Origin of the sequence: Mesorhizobium sp. M2A.F.Ca.ET.043.05.1.1 (assembly GCF_003952445.1) — a bacterium.
Lineage (GTDB): Bacteria > Pseudomonadota > Alphaproteobacteria > Rhizobiales > Rhizobiaceae > Mesorhizobium.
Genome location: NZ_CP034446.1, coordinates 5,889,100 through 5,905,780 on the forward strand (window position 1 = coordinate 5,889,100; position 16,681 = coordinate 5,905,780).

The 16,681-nt window shown below is 63.5% G+C and carries 15 protein-coding genes and 1 pseudogene; 14 read left to right on the top strand and 2 right to left on the bottom strand.

Annotated elements, in window-relative coordinates; all coding sequences use genetic code 11:
• Nucleotides 1-36: 36 nt before the first annotated feature.
• The 3 genes from EJ069_RS28315 to EJ069_RS28325 are packed head-to-tail and all read left to right on the top strand — an operon-like array spanning nt 37 to nt 3,308.
• Nucleotides 37-972, top strand: coding sequence for a dihydrodipicolinate synthase family protein (locus EJ069_RS28315; protein WP_126063954.1), 936 nt, complete (start codon nt 37-39; stop codon nt 970-972).
• A gap of 44 nt (nt 973-1,016) precedes the next feature.
• Nucleotides 1,017-2,294 (top strand): FAD-binding oxidoreductase, encoded by a 1,278-nt coding sequence (locus EJ069_RS28320; RefSeq protein WP_245456723.1) that lies wholly within the window; start codon nt 1,017-1,019, stop codon nt 2,292-2,294.
• Between the two features lie 12 nt (nt 2,295-2,306).
• Nucleotides 2,307-3,308, top strand: coding sequence for a 4-hydroxyproline epimerase (locus EJ069_RS28325; protein ID WP_126063955.1), 1,002 nt, complete (start codon nt 2,307-2,309; stop codon nt 3,306-3,308).
• 31 nt (nt 3,309-3,339) lie between these two features.
• On the opposite strand, the gene EJ069_RS28330 is transcribed toward EJ069_RS28325, so the two are convergent.
• Entirely contained in the window at nt 3,340-4,221 is an 882-nt protein-coding gene (locus tag EJ069_RS28330; protein WP_126063956.1) for a LysR substrate-binding domain-containing protein, read from the bottom strand.
• Nucleotides 4,222-4,399: 178 nt separating this feature from the next.
• On the opposite strand from EJ069_RS28330, the gene EJ069_RS28335 reads away from it, so the two are divergent.
• From EJ069_RS28335 to EJ069_RS28385, 11 genes and pseudogenes are all read left to right on the top strand, one after another.
• Nucleotides 4,400-4,786, top strand: coding sequence for an ectoine synthase (locus tag EJ069_RS28335; RefSeq protein ID WP_126063957.1), 387 nt, complete (start codon nt 4,400-4,402; stop codon nt 4,784-4,786).
• A gap of 418 nt (nt 4,787-5,204) precedes the next feature.
• Entirely contained in the window at nt 5,205-6,107 is a 903-nt protein-coding gene (locus tag EJ069_RS28340; protein ID WP_042645691.1) for a branched-chain amino acid ABC transporter permease, read from the top strand.
• 5 nt (nt 6,108-6,112) lie between these two features.
• Nucleotides 6,113-7,504 (top strand): high-affinity branched-chain amino acid ABC transporter permease LivM, encoded by a 1,392-nt coding sequence (gene livM, locus EJ069_RS28345; RefSeq protein WP_126063958.1) that lies wholly within the window; start codon nt 6,113-6,115, stop codon nt 7,502-7,504.
• A pseudogene (locus EJ069_RS28350) lies at nt 7,504-8,631 on the top strand (ABC transporter ATP-binding protein); the annotation flags it as partial. The gene livM and the pseudogene EJ069_RS28350, both read left to right, overlap by 1 nt.
• Nucleotides 8,632-8,699: 68 nt before the next feature.
• Complete coding sequence (locus EJ069_RS28355; RefSeq protein WP_042645693.1) at nt 8,700-9,428, top strand: ABC transporter ATP-binding protein; 729 nt, start codon at nt 8,700-8,702, stop codon at nt 9,426-9,428.
• 14 nt (nt 9,429-9,442) lie between these two features.
• Nucleotides 9,443-9,790 (top strand): DUF6867 family protein, encoded by a 348-nt coding sequence (locus EJ069_RS28360; protein WP_126063959.1) that lies wholly within the window; start codon nt 9,443-9,445, stop codon nt 9,788-9,790.
• A 137-nt stretch (nt 9,791-9,927) separates the two neighbouring features.
• On the top strand, nt 9,928-11,046 hold the full coding sequence (locus tag EJ069_RS28365; RefSeq protein WP_042645695.1) for a branched-chain amino acid ABC transporter substrate-binding protein: 1,119 nt from the start codon (nt 9,928-9,930) through the stop codon (nt 11,044-11,046).
• Between the two features lie 269 nt (nt 11,047-11,315).
• Entirely contained in the window at nt 11,316-14,774 is a 3,459-nt protein-coding gene (gene pyc / locus EJ069_RS28370) for a pyruvate carboxylase (protein WP_126063960.1), read from the top strand.
• A gap of 152 nt (nt 14,775-14,926) precedes the next feature.
• Entirely contained in the window at nt 14,927-15,187 is a 261-nt protein-coding gene (locus EJ069_RS28375; protein ID WP_040991643.1) for a DUF2312 domain-containing protein, read from the top strand.
• 161 nt (nt 15,188-15,348) lie between these two features.
• Nucleotides 15,349-15,789, top strand: a complete 441-nt coding sequence (locus tag EJ069_RS28380; RefSeq protein ID WP_126063961.1) for a hypothetical protein — start codon at nt 15,349-15,351, stop codon at nt 15,787-15,789.
• Between the two features lie 9 nt (nt 15,790-15,798).
• The gene (locus EJ069_RS28385) at nt 15,799-16,095 is read left to right on the top strand and encodes a hypothetical protein (RefSeq protein ID WP_126063962.1); all 297 of its coding nucleotides are present in this window, start codon (nt 15,799-15,801) and stop codon (nt 16,093-16,095) included.
• 51 nt (nt 16,096-16,146) lie between these two features.
• Here the strand turns inward: EJ069_RS28385 and msrB are convergent, their stop codons facing one another.
• Nucleotides 16,147-16,551, bottom strand: coding sequence for a peptide-methionine (R)-S-oxide reductase MsrB (gene msrB, locus EJ069_RS28390; protein ID WP_126063963.1), 405 nt, complete (start codon nt 16,549-16,551; stop codon nt 16,147-16,149).
• Nucleotides 16,552-16,681 lie beyond the last annotated feature (130 nt).

Consider the following 16,681-nt stretch of genomic DNA (forward strand, 5'->3'; position numbering starts at 1 on the left):
AGATATACGACTGATATATCAGAGGAGAGACAAGCCGTGTGGACCGGAGTTTTCCCAGCAGTCACGACCAAATTCACCGCCGACGACCGCCTCGACCATGCCGAGATGGAGCGCTGCTACACCCTGCAGATAGAGGCCGGCTGCGACGGCATCATCGTCTGCGGTTCGCTGGGCGAAGGCCCAATGCTGTCGCCTGACGAGAAGATCGAAGTGCTGAAGACGGCGCAGAAGGTCGCCGGCAAGAAGCCGGTGCTCTTGACCGTCAACGAGCCGGGCACGCGTGAGGCGGCGAGCATCGCGAAGCGCGCCGCCAGGGAAGGCGCCGACGGCCTTATGGTGGTGCCGAGCCCGATCTACCACACCAATCCGGAAGAGACCGTCGCCGCCCTTCGTGCCGTAGCGGAAGCCGGCGACCTGCCGGTGATGATCTATTCCAACCGGCTCGCCTATCGCGTCGACGTCACCGTCGACCTGATGGAGGAACTGGCGACCGACAAGCGCTTCGTCGCCATCAAGGAATCCTCCGACGACATCCGCCGCTCGACCGAGATCATCAATCGCTTCGGCGATCGCTACGACCTCTTCACCGGCGTCGACAATCTCGCCTTCGAGGCGCTGTCGGTCGGCGCCATCGGCTGGGTCGCCGGCCTGGTCACCGCGTTCCCGCGCGAGACCGTCGCGATCTACCAGCTGATGCGGCAGGGCCGCCGCGAGGAGGCGCTGGCCATCTACCGCTGGTTCCGGCCCTTGCTCGACCTCGATGTCTCGACCTATCTGGTCCAAAACATCAAGCTTGCCGAAGTGCTGGCGATCGGTACGAATGACCGCGTGCGCATGCCGCGCCAGCCGCTGTCGGGCGAACGCCGCAAGGCGGTCGAGAAGATCGTCCGGGACGCGTTGGCTTTGCGGCCGACGCTGCCGTTGCTCCAGACGTCTCCTCGGTCGACGGACAGGCTGGTGGCGGCCGAATAAGGGACAGCCTTCACGTGCAGCAAAATTCCGAGGAGGGGGGCGGCCTGTCATCCGCCCTTCGGGCATCTTCCCTGCATGAAAGGGGGGAAGCGGAAGACATTGCCATTATCGGCGGCGGCATCATCGGCATCTGCGCCGCGACCCTGCTCTCGGAAGCCGGGTGCGGCGTCACCGTCTTCGACCGTACCGGCATCTGCGAGGAGACGAGTTCCGGCAATGCCGCCGCTTTCGCCTTCTCCGACGTGCTGCCGCTGGCGCATAAGGGGATGATCCGGCAATTGCCGAAATGGCTCGCCGATCCGCTCGGGCCGTTGGCCATTCCGCCGGCCTATCTGCCGAAACTCCTGCCCTGGCTGATCCGCTTCTGGCGGGCGGGCGCGGCGAAGCATTACGCGACGAGCCTCGCAACGCAGGCCGGCATGATGAAGCTTGCGGAGGCCGAGTGGATGGGCCTACTCGATCGCTCCGGCACGCGGCCGATGCTGCGCGAGGACGGCTCGCTAGAGTTCTATGAGAGCGAGGCGGAGTTCCGTGCCTCGCTGCCCGGCTGGGCCGAGCGCCAGCGGTTCGGCATCGGTTTCCGCCATGTCGAGGGCCAAGAGATGGCGGCGCTGCAGCCTGGTCTTTCGCCGCGCTTCGTCAAGGGCACCTTCGTGCCGGGCTGGAAGACGGTCGCCGACCCCAAGCTGCTCGGCAAGGCGGTCTGGGCCTATGCGGAAAGGCTTGGCGCCCGTTTCGAGCATGCACGGGTCGAACGCGTGGAGTCAGGCGCGAACGGCGCGACGATCGTGCTGGCCGATGGCACGAGGCGAAAGGCAAGCAAGCTTGTGATCGCCGCCGGCGCCTGGTCGCATCTCCTGGCGAAAAATCTCGGCGATCGGATCCCGCTCGAAACCGAGCGCGGCTACAACACGACGCTGCCGGCATCGGCTTTCGACGTGAAGCGGCAGCTGATCTTTTCGGGGCACGGCTTCGTCATCACGCCGCTGCAGACGGGCTTGCGCGTCGGCGGCGCCGTCGAGCTCGGCGGCATCGAGCGGCCGCCCAATTTCGCCCGTTCCAAAGCGATGCTGGAGAAGGCGAAGCGTTTCCTGCCCGGGCTCGACCCGTCGGGCGGCCGCGAGTGGATGGGCTTTCGTCCGTCGCTGCCGGATTCGCTGCCGGTGATCGGCGCGGCGCGCGCGCCAAGTGTCTATTATGCTTTCGGCCACGGCCATCTTGGCCTGACCCAATCGGCGGCGACCGGCCGCTTGATCCGCGATCTCGTTCTCGGGCAGACTCCGCCGCTCGATCTGACCCCTTTCCGCCCAGGGCGTTTCTGAAAAGAGAGTATGATGGCCAAAAAAACCTTCACCTGCATCGACGGCCACACCTGCGGCAATCCGGTGCGCCTTGTCGCCGGCGGCGGTCCACTGCTCCAAGGCTCGACGATGATGGAACGGCGGGCGCATTTCCTCGCGGAATATGACTGGATCCGCACCGGGCTGATGTTCGAGCCGCGCGGCCATGACGTGATGTCGGGCTCTATCCTCTATCCGCCGACGCGCGAGGATTGCGACATCGCCATCCTGTTCATCGAGACGTCGGGCTGCCTGCCGATGTGCGGCCACGGCACGATTGGCACGGTGACGATGGCAATCGAGCATGGTCTGGTGAAGCCGAAGACGCCGGGCGTGCTCAGGCTCGACACGCCGGCCGGCCTCGTCATCGCCGAATACAAGCAGGTCGGCGAATATGTCGAGGAGGTGCGCATCACCAATGTGCCGTCTTTCCTCCATGCCGAGGGCCTGACCGTCGAATGCCCGGTGCTCGGCGAGATCAGCGTCGATGTCGCCTATGGCGGCAATTTCTACGCCATCGTCGAGCCGCAGAAGAATTACCGGGACATGGCCGACTACACGGCGGGCGACCTCATCGCCTGGAGCCCCGTCGTGCGGCAGCGTCTCAACGAGAAATATTCCTTCGTGCATCCGGAGAATCCCGGCATCAACCGGCTGTCGCACATGCTGTGGACCGGCAAGCCGAGGAATGCGGAGGCCGATGCGCGCAACGCCGTGTTCTATGGCGACAAGGCGATCGACCGCTCGCCCTGCGGCACCGGCACCTCGGCGCGGATGGCGCAGCTTCATGCCAAGGGCAAGCTCAAGGAGGGCGACAGTTTTGTCCACGAATCGATCATCGGGTCGCTGTTCAAGGGCAGGGTCGAGAAAGAGGTTTCCGTTGCCGGCAAGCCGGCGATCATCCCTTCGATCGGTGGCTGGGCGCGGATGACGGGACTCAACACCATCTTCATCGACGACCGCGATCCGTTCGCGCATGGCTTCGTCGTGACGTGATCGTCAGCCGGAATATCCAGCCGGCTTGCTGTCAGGCCTCGGCTTTGACCGATACCTGATCGCGGAACCATTCGGCGAACCTGGCCTCGGCAGACGAGGGCTGCGCCGACATCGTCAGGAAATAACCCTTGTCGTCGTCCGTCGAAATATCGGAGAGGACGACGAGGTCGCCGCGCCTGAGCTCCTCGCGAAAAACCTCGACCGGGCACAATGCCACGCCGTGCCCGGCGATGACCGCGGTCGCCAGTATGTTGAAATCGGCAAAAACCGGGCCGCTCCCGACATCGCGCTCTTCGACCCCGGACTTGGAAAACCATTCCTGCCAGCCCTGGCGCGTCTCGTCGTGCAACAGGTCCGCCGCCGCGATGGCCGCCGCTGTTTCCAGCCGCCCCTTGCGCGCAAGATAGTGCGGACTGCAAGCAGGCCGGCTGATGCGGGAAAACAGCTTGAGGCTCGTGACATGCGGCGAGGGATCGGCGCCGAGCGTGATCAGGATGTCGTTGTCGTCCTCGAGCCGATCCTCGGCCTTGGCGTAGGCTACACGGATCGCGATCTCGGGATGGCGCGCCGTGAAATCCGACAGGCGCGGCACCAGCCAGCGGCTGGCGATCGAGGGAATGCAACCCACCGACAGCGATGCCTGGGCGGCGCTTCTGCGAATGCGGCGACAGGTCGCGCCCAGCTCCGACAGCGCCGCGCCCGCTGACGCCTGCAGGATCAGCCCGGCCTCCGTCAGGCGCACCTTGCGGGCGTCGCGATGAAACAATGCGACGCCAAACCACTCCTCCAGCCGCCTGATCTGGTGACTGATGGCAGGGTGGGTGACATGCAGTTCCTCGCCGGCAGCGGAGAAACTGAGGTGGCGAGCGGTCGCCTCGAAGGCCCGGATGGCATTCAGCGGCAGATAGTCCATCTGTAAAATTCTCTAACAAAAAGGGCCAAAATCCATCATTTGAAGCATGGCGCAACCTGAGTCATTGATCTGGGCCGACGGCGCAAAATCTAACCAGGCCAGACCAAAAAGTCGATGCCTGCCGCCGAATTCGAGGCGCGCCGCCGCTTCTCAAACCTGATTTCATGGAAAGACGACGATGTTCACCAGACAATTGGCTGATGTAGAAAAAACTGACTTCTTTGTCGATTGGGGCAACGGCACCAGCCATCGGCTGCTGACAAGCCAAGACGGCATGGGCTTCACCATATGTCACACGGTGGTGCGCGCCGGCAGCGAATCGCGACTGCAGTATCGGCGGCACCTGGAGGCCTGCTACTGCATCTCCGGCAGCGGCGAGGTCGAGGACATGACCGGCACCGTCCATCGCGTCGAGCCGGGCACGGTCTATGTGCTTGATGCCCATGACGACCACTTCCTGCGCGCCGACAGCGTCGGCGACATGATGCTGGTGAGCGTCTTCAATCCGCCGCTCAAAGGCACTGAAAAGCACAGTCTCAATGGCGAGGGAGGCTCTGCCTACTGAGACGTCGCTTCAAGGTTCTTTATTGTGGCGCGGCGCCTTCGACCGAAGGGCGCCGCACCGTCACATGCCCGTGACAGATGACGGAATCCTGACCTTGCGGAAGGTGCGGTGACAGGAAACTGGGCGCTTCGGTTGGCGCAAGGATTCTTCTCATCAACTTATTTTGACGCTGGTTTCTTCGACACGAGGCCCATCATAGGGTTGAATCGTCAAAGACATTGCGTTGTGCCAATGCTAGGGTCCGCGATAGTCCAGGGGTCGGGTGTGAAAAAACGGGCAATCGGACGGCGTGCTTCCAAACCACGCAGAGCGATTGAAAAATCACGTTGCAATCCGGGCTCGAAACTTTACGACTAGGGGAAATACGACAAGGAGTGCGATCCGAAAACGGGCGACATTCCAGGGGAGCCGCGTAAATATGCAGTACTTCGTCCAGCAGCTTATCAATGGGCTGACGCTGGGATCTATCTATGGCCTGATCGCGATCGGCTATACGATGGTCTACGGCATCATCGGCATGATCAATTTCGCCCATGGCGACATTTTCATGGTCGGCGCCTTCACCGCGCTCATCGTCTTCCTGATCCTCGGCGCGTTGTTCTATTCGGTGCCGGTCGTGGTGGCGCTTCTGATCATGATGATCGTGGCGATGCTTCTGACCAGCCTCTACAACTGGACGATCGAGAAGGTGGCCTACCGACCGCTGCGCGGTTCGTTCCGGTTGGCGCCGCTGATCACCGCCATCGGCATGTCGATCGCGCTGTCCAACTTCGTGCAGGTCACACAAGGTCCGCGCAACAAGCCGATCCCGCCGCTGGTCAGCCAGGTCTACACGATCGACGGCATCAGCATCTCGCTGAAGCAGATCATCATCGTGATCGTTACCATCGCGCTGCTCGCGGTCTTCTGGTACCTGGTCAACAGGACGGCGCTCGGTCGCGCCCAGCGCGCCTGCGAGCAGGATCGCAAGATGGCGGCGCTGCTCGGCATCGACGTCGACCGCACCATCTCCATCACCTTCATCATGGGCGCCGCCCTTGCCGCCGTCGCGGGCACGCTGTTCCTGATGTACTACGGCGTCGTGGTGTTCTCCGACGGCTTCGTGCCGGGCGTTAAGGCCTTCACCGCGGCCGTGCTCGGCGGCATCGGCTCGCTGCCCGGCGCGGTGCTCGGCGGGCTCCTGATCGGCTTCATCGAGAGCATGTGGTCGGCCTATTTCTCCATCGACTACAAGGACGTGGCCGCGTTTTCGATCCTGGCGATCGTGCTCATCTTCCTGCCCTCCGGCATCCTCGGCCGGCCTGAAGTCGAAAAGGTCTGATCCTCATGGCCGTTACCGTGTCCTCGGAGCGCGACACCGTCGCCACTCCCATCCAGCGCGCTTTTCGTGAGGCGCTCTATGCCGGCGCCATCTCGCTCGGCCTGTTCGTGCTGTTCATCGGTCTCAGGACAGACCAGAACATCAGCAACGAACTGATCCTGGTGCAGCGCTGGGGCCTGCTCGCCATCGTGGTCATTGCCGTCACGCTCGGCCGCTTTGTCTATGTGGCGTATGCGATTCCGGCGATGGAGCGGTCGAAGGCCGAGAAGGCGACGGCACCCGCCGTCGTCGCCGAACCGGGCTTCCTGAAGCGGAACTTCAACAGGATCGGCCTCGTCGTCCTACTGCTCTATCCAATCGCGATGGTGCTCCTGTTCGGCTTCCAGGGCTCGCTCAAATGGGTCGACAATTTCGGCATCCAAATCCTGATCTATGTGATGCTGGCCTGGGGCCTCAACATCGTCATCGGGTTGGCCGGCCTGCTGGATCTGGGCTACGTCGCCTTCTATGCCGTGGGCGCCTATGCCTACGCGTTGCTTGGCACGCATTTCGGCCTGTCGTTCTGGATCCTTTTGCCGACCGCGGGCTGCATGGCGGCCTTCTGGGGCGTCATGCTCGGCTTCCCGGTGCTCAGATTGCGCGGCGACTATCTGGCGATCGTGACCCTTGCCTTCGGTGAGATCATCCGCCTGGTGCTTATCAACTGGCGTGAGGTCACCAATGGTTCAGCAGGCATCTCGGGCATTCCGAAAGTGTCGTTCTTCGGCCTGATGTCTTTCAACGTCTCCGACCCGAATTACATCGCCAAGGTTCTGCACATTGCCCAATCAGGGGCCTACTACAAGATCTTCCTCTACTATCTCGCCCTGGCGCTCTGCCTGCTCACCGCCTTCGTCACCATAAGGCTTCGTCGCCTGCCGGTGGGACGCGCCTGGGAAGCGTTGCGCGAAGACGAGATCGCCTGTCGCTCTCTCGGCATCAACACCACCACCACCAAGCTGACGGCGTTCGCCACCGGCGCCATGTTCGGCGGCTTTGCCGGCTCGTTCTTCGCAGCCCGTCAGGGTTTCGTCAGCCCTGAATCCTTCGTCTTCCTCGAATCGGCGATCATCCTCGCCATCGTCGTTCTCGGCGGCATGGGTTCGCTGGGCGGCATTGCCGTGGCGGCGTTGGTCATGATCGGCGGCACCGAGATCCTGCGCGAACTCGACTTCCTCAAGGCCGTGTTCGGACCCGACTTCACACCGGAACTCTACCGCATGCTGCTGTTCGGCATGGCCATGGTCATCGTCATGCTGTGGAAGCCGCGCGGCTTCGTCGGCAGTCGAGAACCGACGGCCTTCCTGAAAGAACGAAGAGCGGTCTCGGCGTCCTTCACCAAGGAGGGGCACGGCTGATGAACGCGCAAGCTTCCGCAAACGACTTCATCCTGCAGGTCGAACATCTTTCGATGAAGTTCGGCGGCCTGGTCGCCATTGGCGACCTGTCCTTCCAGGCCAGGCGCGGCGAGATCACCGCGCTGATCGGACCGAACGGCGCCGGCAAGACAACCGTGTTCAACTGCATCACCGGTTTCTACAAGCCGTCGGAAGGCATGCTGACGCTGAACCGGCGCGACGGCTCGACCTACCTGCTCGAGCGCCTGCCCAACCACGAGATCCCGGCGCGCGCCAAGGTGGCGCGCACTTTCCAGAACATCCGCCTGTTCTCGGGCATGACGCTCCTGGAAAACCTTCTGGTCGCGCAGCACAACAAGCTGATGAAGGCCTCGGGCTACACTTTCCTTGGCCTGTTCGGCTTCCCGAGCTATCGACAGGCGTCCGCCGAGTCGATCGACCTTGCCAGGCACTGGCTGGAAAAGGCCGACCTCGTCGATCGCGCCGACGATCCGGCCGGCGATCTGCCCTATGGCGCGCAGCGGCGCCTGGAAATCGCGCGCGCCATGTGCACGGGGCCGGAGCTTTTGTGCCTGGACGAGCCGGCCGCCGGCCTCAACCCGAAGGAATCGGCGGCGCTGAACGACCTGCTGATGGACATCAAGAACAACACCGGCACGTCCATCCTGCTCATCGAGCATGACATGTCGGTGGTCATGCAGATTTCCGATCACGTCGTGGTGCTCGAATACGGCCGCAAGATTTCCGACGGCAATCCGCAATCGGTCCGTACCGATCCGCGCGTCATCGCCGCCTATCTCGGCGTCGACGACGAAGAGGTTGAGACGGTGCTGACCGAAGTCGGCGACGAGGATGTCATCGAGCAGCTCGATACGGGTCCCGACTCCGCGCATGGCCCAGGCAGCTCCGCTTCGATGATGGCGGGGCCGGTTTCCGACAGTGTCGAGCACGCGGACGAGGGTGAGCGGGTCACCGTATCCAAGGGCGCGTCGAAAGCGGCGCAGGTCGACGCCCGCGCCGCCTCGATCGCCGGCAAACCCCAATCGGCAGCCAAACCGGCCGCGAAATCCAGCGCAGCGAAAGCGGCGCCTAAAAAGCCGGCCGCCAAGGCTTCAGCCACTAAAGCCGGAAGCGCTTCGAAGGGCAAGGAAACAGCGGCCAAGCCCACAGCGGGCAAGCCTGGAGGGCGCAAGTAATGGCCGGCACAACGCTGCTCGACATCAAGGGGATCGAGACCTACTACGGCAACATCCGGGCGCTGAACGGCGTCGATGTCAGCGTCAACCAGGGCGAGATCGTGGCGCTGATCGGCGCCAACGGCGCCGGCAAGTCGACGCTGATGATGACCATCTTCGGGGCCCCGCGCGCCCGCGCCGGCACCATCACCTTCGCCGGCACCGACATCACCAAGATGCCGACGCATGAAATCGCGCGGCTGCGCATCGCGCAATCACCGGAAGGCAGACGCATCTTCCCGCGCATGACGGTGATGGAAAATCTGCAGATGGGCGCCAGCCTCGACAATCTCAAGCATTACGACGAGGACGTCGAGAAGGTGTTCACGCTGTTCCCGCGCCTGAAGGAACGCATCGGCCAGCGCGGCGGCACGCTATCGGGCGGCGAGCAGCAGATGCTGTCGATCGGTCGCGCGCTGATGGCGCGGCCGAAGCTCCTGCTGCTCGACGAGCCGTCGCTGGGTCTTGCGCCGCTGATCGTCAAGCAGATCTTCGACGCCATCCGCGAGCTCAACAAGACGCAGGGGCTGACTGTGTTCCTGGTCGAGCAGAATGCCTTCGGCGCCCTGAAGCTCGCCGACCGCGGCTATGTCATGGTCAACGGCAATGTGACCATGAGCGGCTCCGGCAAGGAACTGCTCGCCAATCCGGAAGTGCGCGCCGCCTATCTCGAAGGCGGTCATCACTAAGAGAGGTCTTCATCATGCAAGGTATTCTCTACGAAGAAGCCTCGATCTGGCAGTTCCTGTTCGTCACCTGCCTGCTTGGCGGCTGGGCGGCATGGATGACCGGCAAGGCGGCGGCGCAGACCTGGAGCAGCCACGTTCAGCTGTTCTTCTACATGCTCGGTCTCGGTATCGGCATCCGGTTCATCCATCACGCGCTGTTCGGCGGCACGATGTTCTCGCTGCATTACTATATCGTCGACACCATCGTGCTGATGGTCCTGGGCTTCCTCGGCTATCAATACACGCGCACCAACCAGATGGTGACGCAGTATAACTGGCTCTATGAAAGAGCTTCCTTATTAAGCTGGAAGCCGAAGGTTTGACGTTTATGATTAGCGCCTTTTCGGGGATGAATTGGCGTGACAAGTGCCTGAAAATCGGCATTCTATGCTTTCTGCGATAAGGGTGGGCATCGCATGAAAGTATCATCCACGCCCACTCCGTAAATGGGAGCGTTTCAATGAAAAAATCACTCTTGTCCGCCGTTGCGCTGACCGCGTTCATCGCGTTCAGCGGCAGCGCGTGGGCCGATATCCTGATCGGCGTCGCCGGTCCGATCACCGGCCCGAACGCGGCCTTCGGCGCACAGCTGCAGAAGGGCGCGGAACAGGCTGTCGCCGACATCAACGCGGCAGGCGGCGTCAATGGCCAGCAGCTCAAGCTCGAGATCGGCGACGACGTCTCCGACCCCAAGCAGGGCATCTCGGTCGCCAACAAGTTCGTCGCCGACGGCGTCAAGTTCGTCGACGGCCACTTCAACTCGGGCGTGACCATTCCCGCGTCGGAAGTCTATGCGGAAAACGGCATCCTCGTCATGACCCCGGCCGCGACCAATCCGAAGCTCACCGAGCGCGGCCTGTGGAACACCTTCCGTACCTGCGGTCGCGACGACCAGCAGGGCAAGGTGGCGGGCGACTATATCGCCAAGAACTTCAAGGATGCCAAGATCGCCATCATCCACGACAAGACGCCTTACGGCCAGGGCCTCGCGGATGAGACCAAGAAGAACCTCAACGCCAACGGCATCACCGAAGTGCTTTATGAAGGCGTGAATGTCGGCGACAAGGACTTCTCGGCCCTCATCGCCAAGATGAAGGAAAGCGGCGTCACCCTGATCTACTGGGGCGGCCTGCACACGGAAGCCGGCCTCATCATCCGTCAGTCGGCCGACCAGGGCCTGAAGGCGCCGCTGTTCTCAGGCGACGGCATCGTCTCCAACGAGCTGGCCTCGATCGCGGGTGACGCGGTCGCCGGCACGCTCAACACCTTCGCTCCGGATCCGCGCAAGAACCCGGCCGCGAAGGAAGTGGTGGAGAAGTTCCGCGCCGCCGGCTTCGAGCCGGAAGCCTACACGCTCTACTCCTACGCCGCCGTGCAGATCATCTCGCAGGCCATCGCCAAGGCTGGCTCGGCCGACGATGCGCAGAAGGTTGCCGAGATCATCAAGTCCGGCGGTCCATGGAAGACGGCCATCGGCGAGATCGGCTACGACTCCAAGGGCGACATCACCCGTCCCGACTACGTCATCTACGAATGGAAGAAGGGTGACGACGGCAAGTACAGCTACTTCGAGAAATAAGCCGGCAAATAGAAGCCGACTTGCAACGGATGCCCGGCGCTTGCGCCGGGCATTTTTTGCGCGGCCGCGGCCGGCCGGAAGCCTCGCCCGGCGAGCTCGGAACGCGGCCTCGCCGCCCGCGACAGACCGGCGGAGGAGCAACAACGGCGCGCCTGCCGCAAACAAGCGAGTTAAACCGTTTTAGGTGTCGCGCAAATTTGTTTGCGCTGCAGCATTTTCACGTTAATCATTGCGCCGTCTACCTCCTTTACGCTGCTGGAGCCCAGTCCTTGGCCATCACGAAGATCCTCGTCGCCAACCGGTCCGAAATCGCCATCCGCGTGTTCCGCGCGGCCAATGAGCTCGGTCTCAAAACCGTGGCGATCTGGGCGGAGGAGGACAAATATTCGCTGCACCGCTTCAAGGCCGATGAAAGCTACCAGGTCGGACGCGGGCCGCATCTCGCCAAGGACATGGGTCCGATCGAGAGCTACCTGTCGATCGAGGAGGTGATCCGGGTCGCCAGGCTGTCGGGCGCTGATGCCATCCATCCCGGTTACGGCCTGCTGTCGGAAAGCCCGGAATTCGCCGAGGCCTGCGCCGAAGCCGGCATCACCTTCATCGGCCCGAAGCCGGAAACGATGCGCCGGCTGGGCAACAAGGTCGCCGCGCGCAACCTGGCGATCGAGGTCGGCGTGCCGGTCGTGCCGGCAACCGATCCGCTGCCCGACGACATGGACGAGGTCAAGAAGCTCGCCGCGCAGATCGGCTATCCGGTGATGCTGAAGGCCTCATGGGGCGGCGGCGGCCGCGGCATGCGCGCCATCCGTGCCGAGGCAGACCTCGCGCGCGAGGTGATGGAAGGCAAGCGCGAGGCCAAGGCCGCCTTCGGCAAGGACGAGGTCTATCTCGAAAAGCTGATCGAACGCGCCCGCCATGTCGAGGTCCAGGTGCTGGGCGACACCCATGGCAATGCGGTGCATCTGTTCGAGCGCGACTGCTCGATTCAGCGCCGCAACCAGAAGGTCGTTGAGCGCGCGCCGGCGCCTTACTTGAGCGAAGAGCTGCGCCAGGAGCTTTGCGGCTACGCGCTCAAGATCGCGCGCGAGACCAGCTATATCGGCGCCGGCACGGTCGAGTTCCTGCAGGACGCCGACACCGGCAAGTTCTACTTCATCGAAGTCAATCCGCGCATCCAGGTCGAGCATACCGTCACCGAGCAGGTGACCGGCATCGACATCGTCAAGGCGCAGATCCATATCCTCGACGGCTTCGCCATCGGCACCAAGCAGTCGGGCGTGCCGGCGCAAAAGGACATCAGGCTCAACGGCCACGCGCTGCAGTGCCGCATCACCACCGAGGATCCGGAGCACAATTTCATCCCGGACTATGGCCGCATCACCGCCTATCGCGAGGCGGCCGGCTTCGGCATCCGGCTCGACGGCGGCACCGCCTATTCGGGCGCGGTCATCACCCGGTTCTACGATCCGCTGCTCGAAAAGGTGACGGCCTGGGCGCCGACGCCCGGCGAGGCGATCTCGCGCATGAACCGGGCGCTGCGCGAGTTCCGCATCCGGGGTGTGGCCACCAACCTCACCTTCCTCGAAGCGATCATCAACCACCCGCGCTTCGCCGACAATTCCTACACGACCAAGTTCATCGACACGACGCCTGAACTGTTCGAGCAGGTGAAGCGGCAGGACCGCGCCACCAAGCTGCTCACCTATCTGGCCGATGTCAGCGTCAACGGCCACCCCGAGACGCGCGGCCGGCCGGCGCCGAAGGCGAATGCGGCCGCACCCGTGGTGCCCTATCTCAACGGCCATATCCCGGAGGGCAGCAAGCAGAGGCTCGACGCGCTGGGTCCTGAAAAATTCGCTGCGTGGATGCGCGAGCAGCGCCAGGTGCTGGTCACCGACACGACGATGCGCGACGGCCACCAGTCGCTGCTCGCCACGCGCATGCGCACCTATGACATTGTCGGCATCGCCGGCACCTATGCGCGCGCCCTGCCGCAACTGTTGTCGCTGGAATGCTGGGGCGGCGCCACCTTCGACGTCGCCATGCGCTTCCTCACCGAGGACCCTTGGGAGCGGCTGAGCAAGGTGCGCGAGGCAGCGCCCAACCTTCTGCTGCAGATGCTTTTGCGCGGCGCCAACGGCGTCGGCTACACCAACTATCCCGACAATGTCGTGCAGCATTTCGTCAAACAGGCGGCAAGCGGCGGCGTCGACCTGTTCCGCGTCTTCGACTGCCTGAACTGGGTCGAGAACATGCGGGTCGCCATGGACGCGGTCGGCGCCGAAGGCAAGCTGGTCGAAGCGGCGATATGCTACACTGGCGACATCCTCGATCCGGCGCGGGCGAAATACGACCTCAAATATTATGTCGGGCTGGCCAAGGAGCTGGAAGCGGCCGGCGCCCACATCATTGCCGTCAAGGACATGGCCGGGCTGCTCAAGCCCGCCGCGGCGCGCGTGTTGTTCAAGGCGCTGCGCGAGGCGACCGACCTGCCGATCCATTTCCACACGCACGACACGTCGGGCCTCTCGGCGGCGACGGTGCTGGCGGCGGTGGAGAGCGGCGCCGACGCCATCGACGCGGCGATGGATTCCTTCTCCGGCAACACCTCGCAGCCCTGCCTCGGCTCGATCGTCGAGGCGCTTAAGGGCACCGAGCGCGATCCCGGTCTCGACCCGCAATGGATCCGCCACATCTCCTTCTACTGGGAGGCGGTCCGCAACCAGTACGCGGCCTTCGAGAGCGATCTCAAGGGGCCGGCCTCGGAAGTCTATCTGCACGAAATGCCGGGCGGCCAGTTCACCAACCTCAAGGAACAGGCGCGCTCGCTCGGGCTGGAGACACGCTGGCACGAGGTGGCGCAGGCCTATCACGACGTCAACCTGATGTTCGGCGACATCGTCAAGGTGACGCCGTCGTCCAAGGTGGTCGGCGACATGGCGCTGATGATGGTCAGCCAGGACCTCACCGTCGCCGATGTCGAGAACCCGGCCAAGGACATCGCCTTCCCGGATTCGGTCGTGTCGATGCTGCGCGGCGATCTCGGCCAGTCACCCGGCGGCTGGCCGGCGGCGCTGCAGAAGAAGGCGCTGAAGGGCGAGAAGCCGATTACCGTTCGGCCCGGCTCGCTGCTGAAGCCCGCTGACCTCAAGGCCAGCCGCAAGGACATCGAGGCCAAGCTCGAGCGCAAGCTCTCGGAGTACGAGTTCGCATCCTGGCTGATGTATCCGAAGGTGTTCACCGACTTCGCCGCCGCGCAGGAGACCTACGGGCCGGTGAGCGTCCTGCCGACGCCGACCTATTTCTACGGCATGAAGTCGGAAGACGAGATCTTCCTCGACATCGAGAAGGGCAAGACGCTGGTGGTTCGCTGCCAGGCCTTCGGCGATGTCGACGACAAGGGTATGGTCACGGTCTTCTTCGAGCTCAACGGCCAGCCGCGCCGCGTCAAGGTGCCGGACAGGGCGCATGGCGCTTCCGCTGCCAAGGCGCGCCGCAAGGCCGAGCCCGGCAATGAGGGGCATGTCGGCGCGCCGATGCCGGGCGTCGTGTCGGCGCTTGCCGTCGCGCCTGGACAGGAGGTCAAGGCGGGCGACGTGCTGCTGTCGATCGAGGCCATGAAGATGGAGACCGCGCTGCACGCCGAACGCGACGGCGAGATCGCCGAGGTGCTGGTCAAGGCTGGCGACCAGATCGATGCGAAGGATCTGCTCATAGCCTTTAAGTGACGGTCGGAGCGCGATGCCTGGCGGGCGGCTGACAGCAGCCGTCCACAGCCGCTCGACAAGTGTCTTGACCCGCCGCGCCCGCTCGGGCAGGGAACCCGCTCCAATTCGCCGTGGTGGGAATCGCCTTGGCTTCAGAAGACGCGGAGAGAAAAATGGCCGACGAAATCACCGAGACCAGCCAGACTGTAGCCGCCGGCCAGCTGCGCACCATCATCGAGCGCATCGAGCGGCTCGAGGAAGAGAAGAAGACGATCTCCGACGACATCAAGGATGTCTATGCCGAGGCCAAGGGCACCGGCTTCGACACCAAGGCGATCCGCACCATCGTGCGGCTGCGCAAGAAGGACCAGGCGGAGCGGCAGGAAGAGGAGTCGATCCTCGATCTCTACAAGGCCGCTCTCGGCATGGTCTGAGGAGACTGTTTGGAAATTCTCCGGCGGCCATCTGATGGCGTTTTCTGCGCTTCCGTTGCTCACGGACCCAAATGTCCGCTGCGCTACGGTTCTCGAAACCGCCACCACATGACTCGCCAGAGCGAATTTCGAAACAGTCTCGGCCAGCGGGGCACCCGGTCATGACCGAATTCGACTTCGGCGGCCGTCGCGCCTCGGAGTTCCGCCATCGCGGCTTCTGGGCCCTGTTCGCCGAGCGGCATCCGCAAGAAAGAGCCACGCTTGCAAGGCGCGGGCCGTGGTTCTGGCAGCGCGGGTTGCCGGATTTCGCCCTGGTGCTTTCGATGTATGTCGCGCCGGCGCAGAACCATGTCGGCGTCTTCTTCGGGCGCAACGAGAAGTTCGGCGCGACGGACTCATGGTCGCGGCTGAAGCCGTTTCAGCCGGCGATCGAGGCGAAGCTGAAGCTCAAGCCCGAGCAGAGCTCGCAAGGTCTCGGCATCAATTCGCTATGGCATGTGAACTGCTATGCCGAGGACAACTGGCCGGCCATGACCGACTGGCTGGTGAGGGAATGCTCGCGCTTCGAAGAAGCCGTGACCGACGTCCTGGGGCGGAGATAGGTCGCCGGGATGACGGATTTTTTCCGCACGCGCTGGAGGGGTGAAGCGCCGCTCGATCGGCTGTTCTGGCGCGACATGCTGCTCGTCGCGACCATCCTGAGCGTCGCCTCTTCGGCGCTTGCGCTGACCCTGCTTGGATTGAAGCTGCCGCTCTGGCTGGTGCTGGCGGTGCACTTCCTGCCTGTTCCCTACAACATCTTCCTGACCATCGCCGTCTGGCGAACGGCGGAGAAGAGCGGCGGGTTCAAGGCGCAGCTGATGATGCTGGGTTCGGCGCTCTGGCTGATCGCGACGGTCGTCGTTTGAGCAACAAAAAAGGGCGGCCGAAGCCGCCCTTTGGGAGTTGTTTCCGGAATGTCAGGTCGCCGGTTCGAAGCGCAGCGCCACGCCGTTGATGCAATAGCGCAGGCCGGTGGGCGGCGGGCCGTCCTCGAAGACATGACCGAGATGGCTGCCGCAGCGCGAGCAGTGGCATTCGGTGCGGACCATGCCGTAGCTGCGGTCGACGGTGGTCTCGATCGAGCCCGGGACCGGATCGTTGAAGCTCGGCCAGCCGGTGCCGCTCTCGAATTTCAGCTTGGATTCGAACAGCGGCTGGTCACAGCCGACGCAAAAGAAAGTGCCGGCGCGCTTCTCATAGAGCAGGGCGCAGCTGCCGGGGCGCTCGGTGCCGTGGTTGCGCATGACGGCATACTGCTCCGGCGTCAGCCGGGCGCGCCACTCGGCATCGGTGCGGGTGACGGGATAGGCGTGGGTGTCCATGAAATCTCCTCGGCCTTGGCGGCTCGTTGTTGCTTGCAACGGGTATTCGTCGGAACATAGGCGTTTGTTACAGATATATCAGGTGAGGCCGGTCTGCAAATGCCGGCATCCTGCGCTTCCGGTGCTCACG

Bases quoted from the DNA above. Each gene is read 5' to 3' on its own strand.
- EJ069_RS28330 (WP_126063956.1), bottom strand. From the start codon at position 4,221: ATGGACTATCTGCCGCTGAATGCCATCCGGGCCTTCGAGGCGACCGCT.
- EJ069_RS28340 (WP_042645691.1), top strand. From the start codon at position 5,205: ATGCAGTACTTCGTCCAGCAGCTTATCAATGGGCTGACGCTGGGATCT.
- EJ069_RS28335 (WP_126063957.1), top strand. From the start codon at position 4,400: ATGTTCACCAGACAATTGGCTGATGTAGAAAAAACTGACTTCTTTGTC.
- EJ069_RS28375 (WP_040991643.1), top strand. From the start codon at position 14,927: ATGGCCGACGAAATCACCGAGACCAGCCAGACTGTAGCCGCCGGCCAG.
- EJ069_RS28355 (WP_042645693.1), top strand. From the start codon at position 8,700: ATGGCCGGCACAACGCTGCTCGACATCAAGGGGATCGAGACCTACTAC.
- EJ069_RS28325 (WP_126063955.1), top strand. From the start codon at position 2,307: ATGGCCAAAAAAACCTTCACCTGCATCGACGGCCACACCTGCGGCAAT.
- EJ069_RS28385 (WP_126063962.1), top strand. From the start codon at position 15,799: ATGACGGATTTTTTCCGCACGCGCTGGAGGGGTGAAGCGCCGCTCGAT.
- livM (WP_126063958.1), top strand. From the start codon at position 6,113: ATGGCCGTTACCGTGTCCTCGGAGCGCGACACCGTCGCCACTCCCATC.
- msrB (WP_126063963.1), bottom strand. From the start codon at position 16,551: ATGGACACCCACGCCTATCCCGTCACCCGCACCGATGCCGAGTGGCGC.
- EJ069_RS28360 (WP_126063959.1), top strand. From the start codon at position 9,443: ATGCAAGGTATTCTCTACGAAGAAGCCTCGATCTGGCAGTTCCTGTTC.
- EJ069_RS28380 (WP_126063961.1), top strand. From the start codon at position 15,349: ATGACCGAATTCGACTTCGGCGGCCGTCGCGCCTCGGAGTTCCGCCAT.
- EJ069_RS28365 (WP_042645695.1), top strand. From the start codon at position 9,928: ATGAAAAAATCACTCTTGTCCGCCGTTGCGCTGACCGCGTTCATCGCG.